We start from the raw sequence: 22,392 nt of genomic DNA on the forward strand, positions 1-22,392 counted from the left end.
GCGTAGGCACAGCAAGCCAGAAAAACTCATCCTAGTCTCGCGTGAAAAATAACGTATCTGTTTTATTGGGTATCGACTATAACTAATATAAATGACCGCTCTAAACAACTTCTTTAAATAATTTTTAGAAATAAAAGCAACTTAGCCATAACGCCCGGTAATATAATCTTCTGTCGCTTTTTGTGCTGGGTTGGTGAATATTTGATCGGTTTCACCCATCTCTACCATGTCACCCAAATACATATAAGCGGTGTAGTCGGATATGCGCGCGGCCTGCTGCATATTGTGCGTTACGATAGCAATCGTATAGTCATTTTTTAAGTCGGTAATCAAATCTTCAATAGCACCGGTAGAGATAGGGTCAAGCGCTGAGGTTGGCTCATCTAACAGCAATACTTCAGGTTTGGTTGCCACACCACGGGCAATACAAAGCCGTTGTTGTTGACCGCCTGACAATGACAATCCCGAGGCCTTAAGTTTGTCTTTGACCTCGAGCCATAATGCCGCTTTTTTCAATGCCCACTCGACACGCTCGTCCATTTCTGCTTTGCTTAGCTTTTCGTATAGACGTACGCCAAACGCTACGTTGTCATAGATTGACATGGGAAACGGCGTAGGTTTTTGAAAGACCATACCGACCCGCGCACGTAGCAGATTGACATCCATCTCTTTCGCCAGAATGTTGTGACCATCAAGGGTGATTTGACCTTCGGCATGCATGTTAGGATATAAGTCATACATACGATTAAGCGTGCGCAATAGCGTTGATTTACCGCAGCCTGAGGGACCGATAAACGCAGTTACATTTTTTTCTGGAATGTCGATATTGATGTTTTTTAACGCTTTAAAATCACCATAATAAAAATCTAAATCTCGAATAGCAATCTTAGCAGGCGGCATATTGTCAGGCATATCCGCCATGGTTTGTTTGGTCAGATGAGCGCTATCTGGTTGCTTTTGCTGGCTATTAGTAGCCGTTGGCTGACCTAGTAAACGACCTTTGATATTATTTTTATCTGTTTTCTGCTTAGCGGCTTTTCTTTCTAGTACATCAGTCATAATCGTATCCAATTATTTTAGAATATTGTCAATATGGGTGCTAAACGCGCGCTATAAATTGGCTACTTAGTCTCTCTTTAGATAAGCAGTTTTTAATAACTAGCTATCTCGTATGATCTTTACCACCGATAAAGCGCGCCGCAATATTTAACAGTAATACCGTCGCGGTAATCAGTAGTGCCGCCGCCCAAGCCAATGCATGCCAGTTGTCATACGGGCTCATGGCAAACTGATAAATAGTCGTCGGCAGGTTGGCCATCGGTTGGCTCATATCGGTACTAAAGTATTGGTTATTTAACGCGGTGAATAGTAACGGCGCAGTCTCACCGGTAATACGAGCAAACGCTAACAGTACGCCTGTGGTCAGACCGGCTTTGGCGGCTTTAAGCGTGACCGTACTGACCAGCTTCCACTTCGGTGTACCCAGTGCATAGGCTGCTTCACGCAGGGTATTAGGCACAAGATTTAACATGTTCTCCGTCGTACGTACGACAATGGGGATCACAATTAACGCTAATGCCAATGCACCTGCCCAACCTGAAAAGCTTTGTCCTTTGACCATCAACGCATAAATAAACAGACCAATGACGATGGATGGTGCAGACAGTAAAATATCATTTAAAAATCGAGTCACTTTACCTAACAGGCTGCCATGTGAAAATTCAGCTAAATATATGCCTGCCATCATCCCGATGGGTGCACCAATCGCTAAACCTGAAAAAGCCAGCATCACCGAACCAATAATGGCATTACGCAGACCACCTTCTCCCATCGGTGGCGGCGTATCTGCTGTAAAAACAGGCATGCTAATTAAACCTTGAAAGCCTTCAACGAACAGTGTAATCAAAATCCAAACCAGCCAAAACAAACCAAAGGCGATCGCTGATAGAGCAAAACCAAGCCCCAATCTATTGATAAAACGACGCTTGTTATATAAGCGCTTGTCATAGCGCTCGTCAAAGCTTGAAGCAGGCTGGCTAGTCTGGGCAGTAGGAGTAGTGAGCGTTGCTAAAGTCATCAGACGTTTATCCTTTTTGGGGCAGATAGTGCTTGTAAATAGTCGATGTAAATATTGCCAGTTATCTAGCAGCTAACCAATATCAGTAGTAGCTAGGTACTAACTACGGTTAATTGCCAGCTTTTTGATCAATACGCATGAGCATCAGCTTAGATATCGATAGCACGATAAAGGTAATGACAAACAGGATTAATCCCAAATGCAGTAATGACGCTAAGTGCAGCTCACTTGAAGCCTCCGCAAATTCGTTAGCCAATGCCGATGTAATGGTTACGCCAGAAGTGAATAGGCTTGGGCTGATATTAAAGGCATTACCAATCAAAAAGGTCACTGCCATCGTTTCCCCTAATGCGCGTCCAAGCCCCAGAATCACGCCACCAACTACGCCGGCTTTGGTATAAGGCAAGATAATTTTGAACATGACTTCCCACGTGGTAGCACCCATGCCGTAAGCGGATTCTTTTAATAAGTCAGGTACTACAGAGAAGACATCGCGCATGGTGGCGGCAATAAAAGGAATAATCATAATCGCCAGTATTAATGAGGCGGTAAACATACCCAGTCCCATCGGCGCACCGGTAAATACTTTACCGATAATAGGCAAGGGTCCAATATTTTCAATAAACCAAGGCTGAATGTGATCGCCAAAAAATGGCGCAAATACAAACAATCCCCACATACCGTAAATAATAGACGGGATGCCCGCCAATAGCTCAATGGCAATACCTAAGGGCTTTTTCAAAAAGTTGGGGCATAATTCTGTTAAGAAAATAGCAATCCCAAAGCTGACGGGAACGGCAATACAGATCGCGATAAAGGAGGTGACGACCGTCCCATAAATGGGCGCGAGCGCACCGTATTGATCGTTCACCGTATCCCAGTTATTGCTGGTATAAAATCCCAACCCAAACTCGGTGATACTTGGCCAAGCACCCACAATTAACGAGAGCAAGATGCCGCCAAGTGATAATAAAACCAAGATGGCAAATGCTTTGGTGGCATTCACAAAAACGACATCGTAGCGTTTCTGTTTTGCCAATTGGGACCTTAAATCATTCATAAGTGTCTCAGCGTTGAATAGAATCAAGTCAAAATAGTAAAAGAGTCAATGAGGTTTTATCACAACAAACTTAAAAAAATCTTTAAATTTTCTGTGATAAAACCTCTCAAACCCATACCGGAGAATAGTGGTTTGAGAGGTTGGCTCGACAGTGATTATGCAATCACTAGGATAAACAGGTTACGGTGCAGGCTTATAGACAGGTTGGCCGTCGCTGCCTTTGACCTCATTCCATTTTGCTTTAAATAAAGTAACGGCAGTGTCAGAGAAGGGAACGTAGTCAAGTGCCAAAGCATCATCGCCACCTTGACCGTATGCCCAATCAAAGAATGCTAATACACCAGCGACTTGCTTGGCGTCTTGTGGCTGCTTATGTACTAAGATAAAAGTGGCAGCAGCGATTGGCCATGCTTCCTCTGTTTCAGAGTTAGTAATGACTTTATAAAAGCCTTCTTGTTGTGACCAATCGATATCACCAGCAGCAGCAAAGGTTTTGGCAGAAGGTTGAACAAAGTTACCTGCAGCGTTTTTAAGAGCCACGTGAGCCATGCCGTTTTGCTTCGCATAAGCGTATTCAACATAACCGATAGAGTTCTTCATACGTGTGACGTAGCTTGAAACGCCCTCGTTACCTTTACCGCCCGCACCAGTTGTTGACGTTGGCCATTTGACGGTCTTATCGACGCCAACGCTGTCTTTCCAGTCGTTTGAAACTTTGGCTAGATAATCGGTAAAGTTAAAGGTTGTGCCCGAACCGTCTGAGCGGAATACCGTGGTAATAGCAGCGTCAGGAAGGGTTAAATCGGGGTTCATGGCAGCAATTTTAGGATCGTTCCAGTTGCTTATTTTGCCAAGATAGATGTCTGCAAGCATTTCACCATCTAGCTTTAATTGACCGGGCTCAATACCATCAATATTAACGATAGGTACTACACCGCCTATGACAGTTGGGAATTGAATCAGACCCGCTTCGTTTAACTCGTCTGGTGTCATTGGCGCATCAGAAGCGCCAAAATCAACCGTTTTCGCAACGATTTGTTTGATACCGCCAGATGAGCCAATAGACTGATAGTTAACTTGACCACCTGTGGCTTTATTGTAGGCATCTGACCACTTAGCATAGATAGGCTGCGGAAAAGAAGCACCAGCGCCGGTAATACTCATCGATACATTTTCAGCTGACTTAGCATTGGAATCGCTACTAGAAGCCGTGGTTGCTTGCGCTGTTGGGGCAGGCTCATTGCTTTCATTGCTAGTGGTTGATTGATTACAAGCAGCTAAAGTAAAGGTACTAGCGACTGCTATAGCTATTAATGAATAACGCATTATTTCTCCTAAAATTAATCAATTTTGAGTATCAAGCATTTATAAACAACCATGACCATGGTTTTCTGAGGTTTGCTGAAATGATGCTCTACGGTTAATAAGGAGAGTGTGCCAAATGAATATGACAGTTTGATGACATCAAGCGTTTTATTAAAAAATAGCGGCTTATAAAAAGATGGTGATAAAAAAGACTATGATAAAAGAGCAGGCACAAAAAAAGCATAGCCAGTAATGTTATTACTGACTATGCTCATATTTACCAATGCTACTCGTTAAAAGCGTTTTTTGACTTAACTAAATAAGATTAAACCTTAGCAGCGCCTAGCAATTGACCCATTTGTACTGTTGAGCCATGCTTCATGGCATTTTGCCAATCAGTTTTTGCCGCTTTTGGTAGTACGACAATCGCGGTCGAGCCTAAATAGAAACGTCCAAGCTCGTCACCCTTCTTAAAACTCATGTCATGATCGGCTTCTTGAATGTCATCGGTACGTGTGATTTTGCCAGTCGCCACTGTTTCAATCCCAGCGACAATCATTGCACCGACCATCACAACAGCCGCTTTACCATAGGCGGTATCAAACAAACACACGAGACGTTCGTTACGAGCAAACAAATCTGGCACGTTGGCTGCCGTCGTATTATTAACCGAAAATAGGGTGCCAGGGACATAACGGGTTTTGGTCAATGTACCGTCAAATGGCATATGGACACGGTGGTAATTACTTGGCGCGAGATAGACAGTGGCAAAACTACCATCAGCAAAATAATCGCCGTCAGCATTGTCAGCCAGTAGCTGCCCGATATCATAGTCACGACCTTTGGCTTGTAGGAGCTTATGGTCATTGAGTTGCCCAAGCTGAGATATCATTCCATCAGCAGGACTGACTATACCGTTGACAGCGGTATCGATAGTGCGAGCATCGTCTTGGAGCTCACGGGTGAAAAAATCATTAAAGCTCTCATAAGCGTTTAAACTTTGACGCTCATATTCATCTAAGCTAACATCATACGCTTTAGCAAAGCTACGAATGAAAGCGCGTTTGACCCAAGGATGACGACTAGCCGCTAAGCGTCCAGCCGCTTTACTGATTTTTTGCTGCGGTACAAACTGTTGTAAGGTAGTAAATACATTCATAATAGAGGACCAAAGAAGTAGTTAAAGAAGCAGTTATTGAAATAAAAAAATGTGTTCTAGAAAATAATAGATAGTTGCATTTTATCATGGTCAGCAGCTGACTGTATGACCATAATCGTTAAAGGAAGTAAGTAATGAAAGCACTTATTCAGCGGGTAAATCATGCTAGTATCACTGTCGATGACTGCTGCATTGGCTCCATTCAGCATGGAGTATTGGCATATATTGGTTTGGGTCACGATGATAACTTACAAAGTGCGCAGCGGATGGTCGATAAAATCCTGACTTATCGACTCTTTGAAAATGATGACGATCCAGCCAAATACGGTAAGCTTGATAAAAATGTTCAGCAAGTAGGTGGTGGATTATTACTGGTATCACAATTTACCTTGATGGCAAAAACCGATAAAGGTCGTCGCCCTGATTTTGGCGGCGCGATGGCAGCTGATGCTGCTCAGGTATTGTTTGCACAACTGGTTGATTATGCCAAGACCCAGCATCCTACCGTTGCAACGGGGCAGTTTGGCGCTGATATGCAAGTTGCGAGTGTCAATGATGGACCACTAAACTTTTTATTAGAAGTTAATTAAGCAATTGGGATTGATATTAGGTAGGAGACGTTTAAAGTAAATGTCATCAAGCTGTCATAATTAATACGTTTAATAGGGAGAAGCTAACGCGCGCGTTTATTGCCTTTTCTGATAGGTTGAATGTTATCCTCTAACACCGAGAATGCCGTATGTATAATGAGCAAATTTTGATTGTTGAAGATGAATCGGCGATTCGTGAGATGATCGTCATGACGCTGGAGATGGCTGGATTTGAGAGTTTGCAGGCCGCCGACGTGTCAGAGGCGCATCAGCAAGTGGTAGATCATAGGCCAGCGCTGATTTTACTCGATTGGATGCTACCTGGAGATAAAAGCGGTATTGATTTTTGCCGTATGCTAAAAAATGATGTGCTGCTCGCTGAGATACCGGTCATTATGCTGACTGCCAAAAGTGAAGAAGATAGTAAGGTTCACGGTCTCGATGCTGGCGCCGATGATTATATGACGAAGCCTTTCTCTACCCGTGAATTAATCTCAAGAATCAAAGCGGTATTGCGGCGCAGTAGTGCGCTTGGTGGCGATAAGCCGATCGAAATAGGCAAGCTAAGCCTAGACCCCAAAGGTAAGCGTTTTATGGTTGATGATAAAATCATCGAGATGGGCCCGACAGAATATCGATTATTGGCGTTTTTTATGAGTCATCCAGAGCGTGCTTATACGCGGGCACAGCTGCTAGATCAAGTGTGGGGCGGCAATGTTTATATTGAAGACCGGACGATTGATGTGCACATTCGGCGTTTACGAAAATTACTACAACCTTATGATTGTCATACGTTAATTCAAACGGTACGCGGTACGGGTTATCGATTTTCTAGCCTAATTGAATCGAGTTAATAACTATAAAGTTGTAATCTGATAAAAAATGTTACTTAATAAAAAACGTCATTTAATAAAAAATGTCATGTAATCGAAACCTAATAGAATGTAGCTAATAGTGGGAAAAACGATGAATGAGCAAAATAATGCCAATGGAAAATGATCAACAAGGCAAATTAGAGCCAATCTCCCAGCACAATACAACCGACCAACTTAAAAAAATAAGAAGCGCCTTAAGAGCCTTACGTGATGCCGTGATTTTGCTCAATGACGATGATGGCTTGGAGTGGTGGAATCAGGCAGCAGAAGATTTGTTATTATTGCAATCAGCCGATAAGGGCAAGCACATCTTTGATTTTATTAGGGTGCCTGAGTTTCGTCAATACTATCAGGCGGCAATGACACCTAACACCGACGTCCATGAGGGTATACATATCGTCTCGTGGCGCGATCCTAATCGCTATCTGAAATGTGAGCTCACGCCCTTTGGTGACGAAAAACTACTGATTATTTATGATGTGACGCGCTTGCAGCATTTGGAAGAGGTGCGCCGCGACTTTGTGGCAAATGTCTCGCATGAGTTACGTACACCATTGACGGTGATGATGGGATATCTAGAGAATTTCTCAGATCAACCTGATATGCCAGCGCATTGGCGACGTGGTTTTGAGCTAATGACCCAGCAGACGGCTCGCATGAATAGAGTAGTAAATGACTTATTACTGTTATCTCGAATTGAAATCGAAGAGACTCATGAGCTCAATTACATTGATATGACCAAACTGCTTACCCATGTCTATGATGATGCGCAGGCGTATAACCAAGAATATGGGCATACCATTCACTTGCAGATAGACACTTATGACGGTCTGCAAGGCTCCGAGATGTACCTAAATAGTGCGTTATCCAATTTAGTCATTAATGCCATTAAATACACGCCGAAGGGTGGCAATATAGCTATTAGTTGGACCAAGACAGCAGAAGGCTGCCGATTTGCCGTCGAAGATAATGGAATTGGGATTGCCCCTGAGCATATCGCGCGTTTGACTGAGCGCTTTTATCGTATCGATAAAGGTCGTAGCCGTGCCACAGGCGGTACAGGATTAGGGTTAGCAATCGTAAAACACGTCTTGTATCAGCATGAAGCTAACTTACAAATTGAGTCAGTAGAAGGAGTAGGGTCGACCTTTAGTATGGTGTTTCCAGCTGCCCATATTCGCTCAGCAGCGACGAGTTGATACCAAAGTGGATCTCTTGATAGCTATAAATAGTGCATTGTTAATCCAATGAAAATATCTGCTTCATCGTTAATTTTTCCTTATCTGATAAATGGTTTTTATGAATTAATATTAGGGTATTTTAATTTATAAGTTTTGCAACTGGCTTAATTTTTTTGCAAAAGTGGGTAAGGGTTCACTGCGCTGCCATTAATATAAATGCCATAATGAACATGCGGCGGCGTGCCTTTAGCATTACCACTATCACCAACATAACCGATGATATCGCCTGTATTGACCCAATCATTAGGAGAGATGTCAGCATAGTCTTCTAGATGCGCATAATAATGTCCTGCGCCGCCGGGTCCAACGACGACTACCACGCGTCCACCCAATCTATCGTCTCCAACCTTGCTAATGATCCCTTGCGTAGTCGCTTCAATTGGCGTGCCACGCGGGGCAAAAATATCAATGCCTTCGTGTGAGCGCCCTTCGCTACGAGCGCCGCCCCAAGTGTCGGTTAAATGACGGTCTGGTAGCGGGCTTGGTAGGCTGTTTTCTGTAGGCAGTTCTTGCTGTAACAAACTAATCTGTTGCCATTTGGCCACCACAAATGACTGGGTTTGTTGGCCAATATTCGGTAAAAGTTTATCGAATACAAACAATAGTGCTAGTAGCAAAGCAGCCTTAATCAATACCTTTAACACGCGACTTATCAATGTTGGTTGTGCTGGTTGCGGCGACTGACTTCCTTCGTTTAGTTGCATCAATATCTCTTTATTTATTGTGTTATTTTCACTAATATTATATTGGTCTTGTCTTTTAACGTTTGTATCGCATTGTTATCTCTGGTTTTTATCCCCATAAATATAAGTGCAGTATTATTGTTTTATCTGATAAAACGCTGCTACTAAACTATCAACGCTGTTATTAATGGTTGGTTTTTTATTAATGATTTTCTATGAATCACACTCTATGACTGACTTTTTATGACTACTTTTGACACTGCACTTATTATTGATACTGAAACTGATCAAGGTCGTGACCCACGACCTATCCAAGTGGCGACGATTAATGTGGCTACTGGTTTTGAGTGGATGAAATACTTTAATAGTGGGCGCTCGATATCAGCAGTCGTCACTAGAATTCATGGTATCACTGATAATGATGTGGCTGGGCTTGAACGTTTTGAATTGGATGATTTTGAATTACCACAGTACTTAATTGGTCACAATGTACGCTTTGATTGGCGTGTCATTGGCAGTCCCTCTGCCAAGCTGATCTGTACTGTGAGACTGGCGCGTGTGGCGTTTCCCGAATGGAGTGCTTATGGTCAGTCCAAGTGTATTGAGCAATTATTAGGCAAGGGTGAGGCGAGTAGAATGACGATTGCCGCCCATGACGCGTTGGGTGATGCACGGATGTGTTATTTACTCTATCAGGCTTGCTGCGAGCGTTTAGAGATTGCGCCGACGGATTTTGTGGCTGCCCATGCTATCTCCAATAAAGCCAATCCTGTGAGTAAAATGCCATTTGGTAAACATAAAGGACAGCTGATTAAAGAAGTGCCCATCAGCTATGTTAAATGGATGCTCGGTAATATCCATAATATGCAGCCGTCGCTTTATTCGGCATTGACTAAGCGTATCAAAGCAGAAGAGGAAACAGTAAAGTCGCAAGATTAAATAGATTGATTTGAAGCTAAATGGAGTATTGAATCTATTGCTGCTTTTTCAACCAATCAATCGCCATTTGCCATAGCTCAGGTGCTTTCGCATTGGTTCTACTACTAAAATAACGCATATGACCGATATGGTTTAGCCCAAAATCTTGCGGATTTAAAAAGCGTTTTTCAACCGGCATTTGCGTAAATACGCGAATCATGTCATCCATATTTTTGCTATTGGCAATCTCGTCATCGCTAAAGCCTAGCCATAATGCTGGCATGGCAATGTCATCATAAAAGTGAGTGTGGATACTTTTGCCAAGCGCCGTTTTGATATAACCTGCGCCATTGCACCATTCGCGCCATTGACGAGCGACGCCACGCGGTAGCGGTTCGCCCATGCCGATTTTATCCGAAGGCGTATAACCTAATACCAAGTTCGTGAGTGGGATAAAGGCATCCATAAAACCCATTGCTTTTAGCTTATAAGGCATATCCATGTTTTTGATACGACCTGATGAGCAGGCGACATTAAATACGGAAGCAATAGATTGGTAATTGGGCATCAAGCCAATCAGCTGACCACCGGCGCTATGACCAATTAAGTGGTAAGTGGCATCGGCAAACTCGTCCTGCAAAGCATCGAGGATAGCTGGCATGTCATGACGGCCCCAGCTGATTAAAGAAGCATCACATTTTGCCAAATCGGTAGTGAGCGATTCACCGATACCTTCATTATCAAAGGTCAGCACACCAAAGCCCTGTTCTGCTAAATAATGGGCAAAATTGTGATAAAACTGACGCTTGATACCAGTCGCAGGGGCGATCATGACGGCTTTTTTTACAGCTGCTATAGGATGGTAAACGGTGGCGGTTAGCACTTGATTACGCTCAGTCATTATGGTCAGTGAGTAAATGTCGATATTAGCGTTGGTAGTTATGTCTTGTTGATCTAAAGAAAGTTGCACGTGTGGTTATACCTTTTGTTATCCAGATGGGCTCTATCATTTTTGTTGATTATAAATACTTCATTAACAGTGATTTATGGACGTCAAAGTAGCTATTAGAGCTTACGAAAATGTAGTAATTGCGTAGTGTTAAATAGCCATTAACACGAGATAGGATGGCTTGTGTTAAGATAAATGCTGACAATTATGCTTAATAGTATTTGTCTTAATGATGGGCAATTCATATATCGTTGAAAACTATTGTAGAGTATTCTAGAACTGTAAAAAATAACTTTAAAAACTATCAAGTCAAAATAATATTTTAAGTCGTATTAAGGAAGCTTTATGCAAATGAAAATTAATAATACCAATTATGAAGTGATTACCAGTCAAGATATTACCAATATTGAAAAAGCGGTGGATAAATCAAAATTAACGATGCCGTTGGTGGCAGTTTATTGTGGCTCGCGTTTGGGTAATGATGTGGTATATGAGCAAGCGGCGCGCGAGCTTGGCCTTGCGTTGGCAAACAATGGCATGGGCTTGGTTTATGGCGGTGCAAGTATCGGTTTGATGGGTGCAGTCGCGGATGAAGTCATTCGAGGCGGCGCACAAGCAGTCGGTGTGATTCCAACCTTTATGCTAAAGCACGAGATTGCCCATGAGCAGCTAACTTGTCTACATCTGACCGATACCATGCACACGCGCAAAACAGTAATGGCAGAATATGCCGATGCCTTTATTACTTTACCAGGGGGGCTTGGAACCTTAGAAGAAATCATGGAGATTGCCACATGGCGTCAATTGTATCAGCATGAAAAGCCGATGATTATTCTTAATATTAATGGCTTCTACGATCGTATGATTGAGCATTTAAAATATACCGCTGACCAAGGCTTTATGAAGCAAGAAGACCTTGAGCGCTTGGTAGTTTGTAATACGATTAACGAAGCCATTGACCTGCTAAAGACACTGGTAAAAATAGACGACGCTGTCGATACTGAAAAAATGGCTGGCAATTAAAAGCTAACATAAATAATGTTTATGACAATATCTTGAAAGAAAATAGCATTAGAAAAAAGCTACTGTTAGTTATACTAAAAAGGAGAGAATGACTCATAGTGAGCCATTCTCTCCTTTTCTTCATAGTTTTTTAGAATAGCTCACTACCAATCTTGATAGATGATAGCGACCATTAATAGCTAACAACTTACTGCATTTCAGTGGCGTTTAAATCATCTAATTCCATCTCGCAAATACTATGATTTACGCCAGCCATCGCTAGCGGAAAGCCGCGTTCTTTAGCTAAAGTACGGGCAAGCGTATCAATAGCCATGCTATCGTTATGCACTAAATACGCCCATTCGTGAGCATAGCGATTCCGGTCTGCTTGCGTATCATCATCAAGCAAGCCGAGCGCTGTCAGTTCATCGACAATTTGATCCGCCGCTATTAACGTTGATGACGCTTTGACATTCTCAGCGCGCGCATAGCGTATATTAGAATACAAACTCACATCGGCGACACGCAAGGTATCGTCCTCACCGGGAATTTGTTGCCCACCATATAAGGCATTACCAACCGTACGCGCACTATGGAAGGTCGGTACAAACTCAGCCACGTAATCAATAGCTTGCTGGCTACGCGCTTGTAGAGGCGCTTTATCCCAGCCATCTTCGATATAGTGCACGTATTGCTGAGGCAATTCAGGTTGGGCGCTGTCTTTGCTAGAAGCAACCAATCCATCATCAAACAGCGTGATAAATTTACTCATGCCATGTATCTGAAAATAGCCACCCGGATAAGGGGTTAGCTGTGCCATCCCTTCTGGTGTACCGCGATTGCCATAGACGATAATCTCTGGTATCTGTCCGCCAGTGTCACCCCAGTGGGTAATATAAGAGGATTTAAATTCGACCATACGCGTGACTTTTACGCCGACCATATCGTCGATCACACCCGTACGAAAGCCACAAGCATTGATTAAGTAATCAACTTCGATAGACTCAAATTTGCCATTAGGCTCTGAAGAAGCAGCTTGCTGATAATCAATACGCCACTTAGTGACATGATGGTCAGCGTTTGAGCAGTTTTCACAATCGACAGGCATCACTTGCTTAACCTGAGTGTCAGTAAAGACATGGGCATGCTCATAACCTTCTAATGCCAATTGTGCAGAGGCTGCTAAGCGAAAGATATTCCAGCCGTATTCTTGTACGACAATCAGTGGAAATTTGACTTTATTTAAATCCAGATATTTAGCGACTGGTATCATCCACTCGTCAACCGTATGAGGCACTAGGACTTGCTCACGCTCAGACAGCTCAATCAGTTGCTCATGATTATATAACTGATAATAATCTTCAGGTTCGCCCAGTACTTTGTTATTGGCATCTTGCTCAATAAGCTCACGATAAGCGTCGGTCAATATATCAAGACGCGGCAGCAAATCTTCGGGCAAGCCTGCATCGCGGGTCGGAACGGCAAATACCGTTGGGCGTACATCGATGGTATAAGGATAAAGACGTAAGATATCAATGCATTGTTTGAGCAGTGCGACGCAGTCTTCGTCAGGAATTTCACGATATAGATTGCCACCGGCATGCAGATGACACATCGGCGGACCGTCAATCAGCGATTTATTTTTTTCAAATACATAAGTTTCAAGCCCTAACGCCGCAAGGCGGATAGCAATCGTTGCCCCTGCCGTGCCACCACCAAGAATACCGACACGTTTGGTGGAATGCGCTTGATTTATCATAAAAGAGTGAGTCATTTTCGTGTTTATATCCTTAATAGCATTTGCATCAAGTGTTATGTAAAGCGGTACTTGGCATATTCATTAGCTGGCTTATGTATACTGATATGCGTGCAGAGGCAGTCAAGTTCAACAGTCATAATAAGCCTCAATGGTCATATTTTCCATTGTGTAGTAATTCTTAATCTACATGGCTATATTGTACGAAAAACTACAACTAATAGGATGGCAAATACGTAAGTGGATACATGAGTTTTGTCAACGAATAGCTATGATAAACTATAAGATAGGATATGTAAGTTCGCCCAATTTGTAATCTTTATGTGCTTTTGTAAGTTTATAGGGTGATAGAAACGACTATCTAGAAGCATATGTTATATTAAAAGTGCTTTAAATCAGATTTAAGCCTTTTGTCTTATTATTGCCTAAATGGTAAGACGACAATAAAATCCAATAAAAATGTATGACAACAATGACAAGGAAGTTATTATGAAACGTATTCTTATGTTATCTGCACTCTCAGGGGTCTTAGCGCTAAGTGGTTGTTCAACGTTAAACAACATGTTTGGCAATGACGATTCTGGTATGCATGATGTGCAAGCCACCAATAAAAATACCGCACCAGTCATGAGTAAAAACGGTATGTTGGTCGATGCAAGCAATTCTATGACCTTATACACTTTTGACAAAGACTCTATGAATAAGTCAGAGTGTGGTAGTGCTTGCCTACTAGCTTGGCCAGCATTTATGGCACCTAGTAATGCAAAAGCCTCTGGACAGTTTGCGGCATTTCAACGCGAAGATGGAAAATACCAGTGGGCGATGAATGGCAAACCTTTATATTTTTATGCGAATGATACAAAGGTTGGTGATAAAGATGGTGATAATAAGCTTGGCGTTTGGCATATCGTTAAAACCAAGTAAAAGCTAATCACGATATCAGCATCAAAAAAGCAGCCATTATAATGGCTGCTTTTTTTTAATGGTTTTTTTTGACAGTCGATTATTTTTTAACAATAGCAATAGCAATAACAACAGAGCACAGTTTTAGGGCTGACTCTTTTATGCTCAACGAACTATAAAGTTAATAGTAATTAGTCTAGATTACTTTATAAGTTACTTTATAAGTCATTTTATAAGTTATTTTACTTTTTTCTGTGCAATCACTTTTTTCTCTACCAATTCGCCATCGATTTGAATAGGTACATTGGTCGTGATGCCATCAGCAAAGGTCGTCATACCATAAGCAGTACGATCGATGTTACCGGTCGCGCGGAAGCCAATGACAGGCTCTTTAGTCATCGGGCTATTACCAATTTTCTTTAACGTCACATTCAAGGTGAGTGGTTTGGTTTGACCTAGCAAGGTAAAGTCACCCGTTACTTTTGCTTGTTGCGGATTGATAAAATCTACTTTGGTAGATTTAAAGGTCATCGTTGGGTACTTAGCAACATTAAAAAAGTCATTAGTCTTCAAGTGTGTATCACGAGCAGCCCACGCGGTATTAATACTGTCTGTATCAATGACGAAACTCATTTGGGTTTTGTCAGGCGCTTTCATGTTGTAATTCAAAGTGCCATCAACTTTATCGAAATGGCCCATTGTCGTTGAAAAACCTAAATGCTCCACAGAAAAACCAACACGAGTGTGTGAGTTATCGAGCTGCCATTGGGTAGGCAATGCGGCACTGGCTAATGTAGCGGCTGTAAGAGTCGATGCTATGAATAAAGCTTTTACGGTCGTGGTTAAAGCGTTTGCCATTATATTTTCCTTTATAAGGTTTTATTATAAGTTGCGATGGTATAGATAATATACGTCGTTTATAACGTATTAATAATTAAAAGTCAGTAGTTTTATTAATAATACCTTAACGACAGTGGTTGATTACAAGTGATTTATTGATGAATCAAACTGTTAATCAATGCGCTAAAGAAACGCTTTTAGAGGCTATTATCATTAAATAAAATGGCTTTTTTGTTATCGTCCTAGTCCCGATATACTTGCATCAAAAGGTAAAAACCGTTAAAATCGCTCTTTGATTTTCCCGCTGGGGAAAGGCTAAGAGAGTGGAAGTGTGGTATTGGGTGCTGGAATAAGCCAGTGACGCAGTTGCCAGACTGATAGATGCCCTTAGTGCCTCAGTTACGTATGCGCGGTCTGACGACTATTTTGATGTGTCGTCAACATGACTTAGCATACATCGGACATAGAGAGTTTATTATGCGTAAAGATATCCATCCTAATTACCAAGACGTTTTGTTTCATGACACTAACGCTGACGTGTTTTTCTTAACTCGTTCAACCGTTAAAACCAAGACCACTCGTGAATACGAAGGCACAGAATATCCATATTACCCACTTGATATTTCAAGTGCATCGCATCCGTTCTATACGGGCGAGCAACGTAAATCTTCTACTGAAGGCCGTGTTGCTAGCTTTAACAAACGTTTCGGCGCATTTGGTGGTCGTAAGAAAGCTGCTGACACTGATACTGACGCTGCAGAATAAGTCATACGTATTGCGTGACATTATTTTGAGGATACGTTATCTCAAGCATGCACTGTTATCGTATTAAGAACATAAAAAAACCGCTGATCACTCAGCGGTTTTTTTTATTTTGAGTTAAGCGTTAGATGATTTTCAGCTATTCAGCTCAGCGCTGCAAGGGTTCAGCAACTGTATGATCAGCTCTGATAACTGCTGCGCCCAATAGCCGTACATGAGGCTACTGGGATGAAAGCCGTCACTGGCAAACATCACGGCGATATCGATAGGCGTACCGTTCGCATGCTCTGCTATCATCCGCGGAAAATCAGTTGCCATGTAGGTTACGCCATCATGCTCAGCACAAACTTGTTGTAATATCTGATCAAGTTTATTCGCTTTTGCCCCTATAAAACCATTTAGCGGGACAGGTAGTGCAGGCATTTTCGCCATTTGTGGCAATCTTGAAAAAATCAGTGTACGCACACCAAATTTGCGCTGGGCAATCGCAATGATTTGTTCAAGTTGCTGTTGCCACTTAGCTGGCGAAACGTTAGCGGTGGTGTCATTGACGCCGACACTTAGCACCATCACATCAATAGGCTGGCTAGGGGCAGGTAGGATATAGAGCCTACGCAAAATATCAAAGCTAGTATGTCCAGTAGTCGCTTGCAACGACCAATTCAACGCATCAAAATGATTATGAATAGCGGGCTGCTGCACCAAGATTGGTATCAGCTTACCGGTTAGCGCTTCTTGCTGCGTCTCACTGCCAACACCAGCTGCTGCCGAATCACCAACGATCATTAAGTTTAGCGTTTGCTTGGACTCGTCTTTTGGCGTATCGGTAGAATTTTTTAGCTGCACGTTTAGTTGTACATGTCCATGCCTTTCCCCATTTGGCTCAGGCAAACGCACGGTATCACGCTTAATTTTGCGACCTTGATAGAGATATATCGGGGCAAGTAGCACATCCTTTGCGACCGCGGCAATTTTATTCGATGTTATTTTAGAGGCTACCATCCTGCGCGCTCCCGAATAGTGGTGAGATTCTCGTCAATTAACAACTGGCCATCGACATATACATCGCGCAGTAAATTGTTTTTTTTATCTTTCAGATTATCAGCTTTGATAGTCTGTAATTGTCCGTTACTGTCTTTTATTAGCGCTAGACGACCTTTTTTAGAGCGTTTAGAATGGCTAGTGACGGGATCTTTGTAGATATCTTTCCACGTACCATTGATTGAGATGGCGCTCGCTTTCATTGCCCAGCTCATCGTGTCGCGATTGACTTGTTGCAGTAAGCCGCCACCCATACCAAAGGTGATATTATCGGCGCTAAAGCCAGCTTTCATGACCACATCGATAATTTTACTTAAGCTTTGCGGTCCGATACCATCCCCTTGGATAATACGCACATAATCAGGCAAGACTTTATAGCCTTTACTATTCAAAGTCGTACCAAACTTCACTGTTAAGCGCTCTAAGGCTTCACGGACAACCTTGGTCGGCTCGCCGCTATCTGGCCGGATAACCAGCGTCCCACCCATATTTTTAACGTCTTCTTTTAACGTATCGCCCCAAATATTATCAATAGCATGCCATAAGTCATAGCTATCAGAGACCACTGAAAATGCTTTACCTTCACCGCCAAACTGCTTAATCATATTAGCAAAAGCATCAGTTTCACCTTCGCGTCCCCATGCGGTCATGGTGCTATGCTCAGCAGCAGGAATGGAAAATGCGGGCATATCATTGCCCATTTGATACCAGCGACTGGCAGCGACCAAGGCAGTCATAGAGTCTGTACCGGAGAAGTTGACTAAATGCGCCAAACTTCCTAACGATACCGACTCCAAGCTAGACGCGCCACGTGCCCCAAAGTCATGCAAGCGAAAGGGTAGCGAATCAGTGTTATCAGCGGACTTCTCAAGAGCCGCTCGAATAATACCTTTGCAATAGCGTGATACACTCGCAACCGTCGATGGATACCAAATCGCCCGCAATAGGGACGTTTCAATGTAGCTCGGTAGCCAGTAGAATTCAGGGTCGGTATTAATGACTTGGCAAACCACATTCGATACCGGCACGATTGTCCCTTCAGGAACCGCTTCAATACGTAGCGGCATATAACCACCATGCTTATCGACCAAACGCTCCCAACCGTCACGATTAAAAGTTAAGCCATGGGCGTGAATGAGTATCTCAGCCTCATCAATATCTTGATGAGTAATCGGCGTGCTTAGGTATTCTTTAATAAAAGCTTGCAAGCCGAAAAACACCACATCGTAATCGCCACCACGCGCCTCGACATAGCTGGACATATATTCGCTGCCAGCTGGGTATTGAACCCAATGTGAGGTTTTATAGCTGTCGCTATTAAGAATTAAATTATTAAGATTGCTAGTGTACATCACAGAACTCCTCTGCTTTGAGATGCCGCAATGACTGCGGCGATTAGCCTTTGCCGTCTATCGGCTTGGGCAGGAAAATTTATAACATTTTATCTATAGTCAATCCTAAATAAAAGAAGTACAAATATTATAACGTGCTGCTGGAATAAATTTTTCTTGCTTGCTGTGCCTGCGCAGACAGAGGCTACAAAAAATTCATACCAGCATCACTGTATTCTTTTAAAAGTGGATCAACTATATAATCTTTAATGAAAAATTATTGATTGAAAAGTAAGTTGAATAACACCTTACAAGCCAACCATTTTCATAATAATGGCATAGTGATCTTCAAACATCATTTTAGAATCAAGCTCTGCAAGCGGTAACCAAAAAGCTTGCGCCGCATCGTCACCGCCTTTTACTTTTGGTAAACCTTTTGGGTCATTTTTAAGCTGAAAATAAAATGCTTGGGTAATAGTACGACCGCGCGCAGAGCGATAAGGATCATCAAAGGTATGTTGACTGTGGCGCGAGCCGCGTAATACGGGTTCAGGGACTTTTAGGCGAGTCTCCTCGCGGAGCTCACGGATACAGGCATCGAATAGGGTTTCTTTTGGATTAAGGAAGCCACCCGGTAGCGCCCACAATCCTTGCCCTGGCATACTGCGGCGCTCAACGAGCAAAATATGCCCTGATTGGACGACCAAAGCATCTGCAGTCATAAAGGTTGGCGGATAAGGAGCAGATTCCCATTGTTTTTTATACTTATCAATAAAGCCGGCTTCTTCATGCAGCTGCTGATATTCGGCTGTCTTTTTGAAGTCGTTTAATATTTTTCGGGTTGATTCAGGAGTGCGCTCAGGAGTAGGGGTTGCGCCCATGAGATAACTGTCGCGGATAGGCGTGGCCGATAGATTGTGATAGCTAGGAACAGAAATTGATGCCCAGTGAGGGAATAGTGATAAGTAATAGGATGAATTGTCTTTAGAGTGTCCAATTAAGCCGATATTACTCTGCGAGTCACCAGTGACCGACCTTACTCCAGCCTGCACGTATTTTAGCCAACGCGTGTCATTATAGAGCGCATCATCGAGCGCCACGCAGTGAATACGTGCTGCCTCATCTGTGGAATAAGCGCCTTTAATCATAGCGGTGCGTTCAGCGACCGAAAACGGATTGCGTAAGCTACGCGGTAGATTGGCTGAGCCGATAAGTATAATCACATCGTCTGCGCGCTTTAATGCCTCGTCAATCACGGCTTTATGTCCGCTATGGAACGGCTGAAAACGACCGATAAATACTAAATAGCGATAATGCTGGGCGTCTCTTTCATCTAAACCAACCGTACTTTCTGCTGGGCTTGCTGCTTGGTTTTCTACTGGATTTGCCTCTAGGGCATGTTCCGATAATCTACTCATAAACGCCAACTCCGTGCGATACACGTATCAATTACTATCAATTTTTTATTCAAAATTATTCAATGGCGCTAATACTGACACAGCAGCTAACTTGCTGACAAGTGCAAAGATGTTTTCTGAGGTTTAATTGTCACTGAACCTTTGAGCCTGATAGAGAGAAGACAAGGCTAAGCTAAGCTAGTGGCTGTGCTTGTCAATCCAAGCTGCAACGGTTGGCCAAATCTCTGTAGCGGCATTCCGACTCATGATTATTCGACTGTGGCTATAATTTTCCAAGTCACCATTACTGATGGAGAATTCGCGAAAGTGGTTAGCAGGATTGTCAAAATCATTTAAAAACAGCTGACAACCACTGTCTGGGGCAATGAAATGATCGCCTTTGGCACTGATCGCGTAGATAGGCGCTTTAATCTTGGACATCTGCTGGCGATAATCAAAGTCTTTTGTATCATTGCAGGCTTGGTCGCTGGCTTGGATGTTCTGTCGGTTGCTATCTTGCATAGCCAAACTACTTTTAAAGTTCTTGTTCAGGTTCCAGTCATACCACTGAGTCATGGTATGGTAACTTTCATTAACGGTGCCTAGCTTGAATGGTTTTGCGGGCAAGAAGCCAAGCATTCGAGTGATTGATTTGGTCAGTAAAATTTTAGCGTGGCTTTTACGGTTCAGTGCCGCGCCATAAGCTTGGCAGGCAAACATACTGATGCTATTTATTTTATTAATATACTGTTTGTCTTGGGTCAAAAGTTTTTGAATCAAAAACATTGTTAAGCAAATACCGCCGCCACTATGAGTCACACAATGCAAGTTATCTAGTTTTAAGTCATCAAAAAAATAGCGAAAAGTGGCATCGAGATCATAGAGAGCGACGGTCTCGAAATTAAACTTATTCTTTTGTATAGAACTAGTACCGTGTCCGCGCCATTCCATGATGTAGCAAGTATGCCCAAGCTTCGCCAGATATCCTGCAATGCCCAAGCAGACTTTTTTGTCCGAAAATGTACCGTGAGTTAAAAGGACATTCTGACCGTTAGCCGTATTATTAGCTGTAGGACTATCCTTTAGGCTATCAAATACTTTCCATACGGCAATCTGTTCACCGTCTTTAGTGCTCACTAGGTTTAGGCTTTCTGTAAGCATCAAGGTTGCCTCATATAAATATACTGCTGATACGTCCAAACGTTTAATTTATACTTAATATTATTGCTAAAGTTGATTCATTTTAAAAAGAATACAGTGCTGCTAGGATGAATTTTTTGAAACCTCTGGAATAAGGAAGTCGCACCGCAAGCGAGAAAAATTTGTACCCTTTGTACTCATAGTACCTTGTTATAGCGGTGCCTATTTTATTCTCAACTGACTATATCGTTTATTACTAAAGCTATGAAATACAGATCGGGCTTTTGTAGCATAGCTCATACTTAACAGACAAAGATTAAATGTATTCTTAAATATTAAGATGGTGTGTTGTCATTTATGCTTGATAATAATGGTAGCTGCCTTAACATAGACTTTATTGCCAACACTGTATGTATCAGGAAAATCAATAGTGTACTTCAGCGGTAAGATACGCTTAAATCACAGTAGCGCGGTCGGAATTACGGTCTAAGTACGGTATAATCGACGATATTACTTGATAACCATCGCGAATAGGGCAATACAATGAACAGCAATGATAAATCGCGATGAGTCAGCAATTTCATATTTTCCCGAATAAACGACACAGCAGCCTTGATAGATATGGCGCTAATATCTTAGTGTCATAACGCCTACAGATAAATAAGGAATAATTATGAGTGAAAATAACGTAACAGATACTGCGCCTGCGGACTATGAGTCAGCGTTAGATACTGAGCAAACTGAGACTAAAAGTAACATCACCATCACTGAGGCCGCCCAAGGTTATTTGGCGGACTTACTGTCCAAGCAAGATACCGATGGTATTGGTGTACGTATCTTTGTTGAGCATCCTGGTACGCCGCGTGCTGAGTGTTGTATGGCTTATAATCAGCCGGGCGAAGAAGACAGTGCTGATTTGAAATTCAGCTATGACAATTTTTCTGCTTTTATTGAAGCGGCGTCAGTCCCTTATTTAGAAGATGCAGTTATTGATTATAATAAAGACCGTTTCGGTGGTCAGCTGACCTTCCGTGCACCAAACTCTAAAGTACCAAAAGTGGGTGCTGATGCCAGCGTTGAAGAGCGGATTAACTATATTTTACAGTCAGAAATTAATCCAGGTTTAGCAGCGCATGGCGGTGATGTGCAGTTACTTGAGCTGATCGATGAAGAAGGCATTGGCTTGACTGCGGTATTGAAATTCGGCGGCGGTTGCCAAGGCTGTTCAGCCGTTGATATGACGTTGCGTCAAGGCGTTGAAGTACAGCTGAAACAGCAAATACCAGAACTAACGCAAGTGATTGATGAGACTGATCATACGCGTACTGAAAATGCGTACTATAAATAACCGCTAAATAAATGC

The 22,392-nt window shown here is 42.6% G+C and carries 21 protein-coding genes; 8 read left to right on the forward strand and 13 right to left on the reverse strand.

What is annotated here, in order from left to right; genetic code table 11:
• Nucleotides 1–141: 141 nt before the first annotated feature.
• From pstB to asd, 5 genes are all read right to left on the reverse strand, one after another.
• On the reverse strand, nucleotides 142–1,059 hold the full coding sequence (gene pstB / locus WAZ74_RS08660) for a phosphate ABC transporter ATP-binding protein PstB (RefSeq protein ID WP_422307876.1): 918 nt from the start codon (nucleotides 1,057–1,059) through the stop codon (nucleotides 142–144).
• Nucleotides 1,060–1,162: 103 nt separating this feature from the next.
• Nucleotides 1,163–2,077 (reverse strand): phosphate ABC transporter permease PstA, encoded by a 915-nt coding sequence (gene pstA / locus WAZ74_RS08665; protein ID WP_422307878.1) that lies wholly within the window; start codon nucleotides 2,075–2,077, stop codon nucleotides 1,163–1,165.
• Nucleotides 2,078–2,186: 109 nt separating this feature from the next.
• Entirely contained in the window at nucleotides 2,187–3,137 is a 951-nt protein-coding gene (gene pstC, locus WAZ74_RS08670; RefSeq protein ID WP_422307880.1) for a phosphate ABC transporter permease subunit PstC, read from the reverse strand.
• 180 nt (nucleotides 3,138–3,317) lie between these two features.
• On the reverse strand, nucleotides 3,318–4,463 hold the full coding sequence (gene pstS / locus WAZ74_RS08675) for a phosphate ABC transporter substrate-binding protein PstS (protein ID WP_422307882.1): 1,146 nt from the start codon (nucleotides 4,461–4,463) through the stop codon (nucleotides 3,318–3,320).
• 304 nt (nucleotides 4,464–4,767) lie between these two features.
• Complete coding sequence (gene asd / locus WAZ74_RS08680) at nucleotides 4,768–5,601, reverse strand: archaetidylserine decarboxylase (protein WP_422307884.1); 834 nt, start codon at nucleotides 5,599–5,601, stop codon at nucleotides 4,768–4,770.
• Nucleotides 5,602–5,735: 134 nt separating this feature from the next.
• Between asd and dtd the strand changes: the two genes are divergently transcribed.
• From dtd to phoR, 3 genes are all read left to right on the forward strand, one after another.
• Nucleotides 5,736–6,191: a D-aminoacyl-tRNA deacylase gene (gene dtd / locus WAZ74_RS08685; protein ID WP_422307886.1), complete on the forward strand. Its 456-nt coding sequence runs from the start codon at nucleotides 5,736–5,738 to the stop codon at nucleotides 6,189–6,191.
• 149 nt (nucleotides 6,192–6,340) lie between these two features.
• Nucleotides 6,341–7,045, forward strand: coding sequence for a phosphate regulon transcriptional regulator PhoB (gene phoB, locus WAZ74_RS08690; RefSeq protein ID WP_422307888.1), 705 nt, complete (start codon nucleotides 6,341–6,343; stop codon nucleotides 7,043–7,045).
• A gap of 116 nt (nucleotides 7,046–7,161) precedes the next feature.
• On the forward strand, nucleotides 7,162–8,265 hold the full coding sequence (gene phoR, locus WAZ74_RS08695) for a phosphate regulon sensor histidine kinase PhoR (RefSeq protein ID WP_422307890.1): 1,104 nt from the start codon (nucleotides 7,162–7,164) through the stop codon (nucleotides 8,263–8,265).
• A 146-nt stretch (nucleotides 8,266–8,411) separates the two neighbouring features.
• On the opposite strand, the gene WAZ74_RS08700 is transcribed toward phoR, so the two are convergent.
• The gene (locus WAZ74_RS08700; protein ID WP_422307892.1) at nucleotides 8,412–9,011 is read right to left on the reverse strand and encodes a M23 family metallopeptidase; all 600 of its coding nucleotides are present in this window, start codon (nucleotides 9,009–9,011) and stop codon (nucleotides 8,412–8,414) included.
• Between the two features lie 222 nt (nucleotides 9,012–9,233).
• Here WAZ74_RS08700 and WAZ74_RS08705 point away from each other — a divergent pair, with 222 nt between their 5' ends.
• Nucleotides 9,234–9,929 (forward strand): putative quorum-sensing-regulated virulence factor, encoded by a 696-nt coding sequence (locus WAZ74_RS08705; RefSeq protein WP_422307894.1) that lies wholly within the window; start codon nucleotides 9,234–9,236, stop codon nucleotides 9,927–9,929.
• 34 nt (nucleotides 9,930–9,963) lie between these two features.
• On the opposite strand, the gene WAZ74_RS08710 is transcribed toward WAZ74_RS08705, so the two are convergent.
• Nucleotides 9,964–10,809, reverse strand: coding sequence for an alpha/beta fold hydrolase (locus WAZ74_RS08710; RefSeq protein ID WP_422307933.1), 846 nt, complete (start codon nucleotides 10,807–10,809; stop codon nucleotides 9,964–9,966).
• Nucleotides 10,810–11,202: 393 nt separating this feature from the next.
• On the opposite strand from WAZ74_RS08710, the gene WAZ74_RS08715 reads away from it, so the two are divergent.
• A complete protein-coding gene (locus WAZ74_RS08715; protein ID WP_422307896.1) occupies nucleotides 11,203–11,880 on the forward strand; it encodes a TIGR00730 family Rossman fold protein in 678 nt (225 codons plus the stop codon).
• 187 nt (nucleotides 11,881–12,067) lie between these two features.
• Here WAZ74_RS08715 and WAZ74_RS08720 read toward each other — a convergent pair whose 3' ends face one another.
• On the reverse strand, nucleotides 12,068–13,633 hold the full coding sequence (locus WAZ74_RS08720) for an FAD-dependent oxidoreductase (RefSeq protein ID WP_422307898.1): 1,566 nt from the start codon (nucleotides 13,631–13,633) through the stop codon (nucleotides 12,068–12,070).
• 471 nt (nucleotides 13,634–14,104) lie between these two features.
• Between WAZ74_RS08720 and WAZ74_RS08725 the strand changes: the two genes are divergently transcribed.
• Entirely contained in the window at nucleotides 14,105–14,539 is a 435-nt protein-coding gene (locus tag WAZ74_RS08725; RefSeq protein WP_422307900.1) for a hypothetical protein, read from the forward strand.
• A 216-nt stretch (nucleotides 14,540–14,755) separates the two neighbouring features.
• Here WAZ74_RS08725 and WAZ74_RS08730 read toward each other — a convergent pair whose 3' ends face one another.
• The gene (locus WAZ74_RS08730) at nucleotides 14,756–15,376 is read right to left on the reverse strand and encodes a YceI family protein (RefSeq protein ID WP_422307902.1); all 621 of its coding nucleotides are present in this window, start codon (nucleotides 15,374–15,376) and stop codon (nucleotides 14,756–14,758) included.
• Nucleotides 15,377–15,835: 459 nt separating this feature from the next.
• Here WAZ74_RS08730 and WAZ74_RS08735 point away from each other — a divergent pair, with 459 nt between their 5' ends.
• Complete coding sequence (locus WAZ74_RS08735; RefSeq protein WP_422307934.1) at nucleotides 15,836–16,123, forward strand: type B 50S ribosomal protein L31; 288 nt, start codon at nucleotides 15,836–15,838, stop codon at nucleotides 16,121–16,123.
• Nucleotides 16,124–16,255: 132 nt separating this feature from the next.
• Here the strand turns inward: WAZ74_RS08735 and WAZ74_RS08740 are convergent, their stop codons facing one another.
• From WAZ74_RS08740 to WAZ74_RS08755, 4 genes are all read right to left on the reverse strand, one after another.
• Complete coding sequence (locus WAZ74_RS08740) at nucleotides 16,256–17,122, reverse strand: SGNH/GDSL hydrolase family protein (RefSeq protein WP_422307904.1); 867 nt, start codon at nucleotides 17,120–17,122, stop codon at nucleotides 16,256–16,258.
• Nucleotides 17,116–18,513 carry a nicotinate phosphoribosyltransferase gene (locus WAZ74_RS08745; protein ID WP_422307906.1) on the reverse strand — a complete coding sequence of 466 codons (1,398 nt, stop codon included), beginning with the start codon at nucleotides 18,511–18,513 and terminating at the stop codon, nucleotides 17,116–17,118. Before WAZ74_RS08745 ends, WAZ74_RS08740 begins: the two co-directional genes overlap by 7 nt.
• Before the next feature lie 287 nt (nucleotides 18,514–18,800).
• The gene (locus WAZ74_RS08750; protein WP_422307907.1) at nucleotides 18,801–19,910 is read right to left on the reverse strand and encodes a bifunctional nicotinamide-nucleotide adenylyltransferase/Nudix hydroxylase; all 1,110 of its coding nucleotides are present in this window, start codon (nucleotides 19,908–19,910) and stop codon (nucleotides 18,801–18,803) included.
• Nucleotides 19,911–20,087: 177 nt separating this feature from the next.
• The gene (locus WAZ74_RS08755) at nucleotides 20,088–21,050 is read right to left on the reverse strand and encodes an alpha/beta fold hydrolase (RefSeq protein WP_422307909.1); all 963 of its coding nucleotides are present in this window, start codon (nucleotides 21,048–21,050) and stop codon (nucleotides 20,088–20,090) included.
• A 652-nt stretch (nucleotides 21,051–21,702) separates the two neighbouring features.
• On the opposite strand from WAZ74_RS08755, the gene nfuA reads away from it, so the two are divergent.
• On the forward strand, nucleotides 21,703–22,377 hold the full coding sequence (nfuA, locus tag WAZ74_RS08760) for a Fe-S biogenesis protein NfuA (protein ID WP_422307911.1): 675 nt from the start codon (nucleotides 21,703–21,705) through the stop codon (nucleotides 22,375–22,377).
• Nucleotides 22,378–22,392: the final 15 nt, after the last annotated feature.

This window comes from Psychrobacter sp. (genome assembly GCF_049295055.1).
In the GTDB taxonomy this organism is placed as follows: domain Bacteria; phylum Pseudomonadota; class Gammaproteobacteria; order Pseudomonadales; family Moraxellaceae; genus Psychrobacter.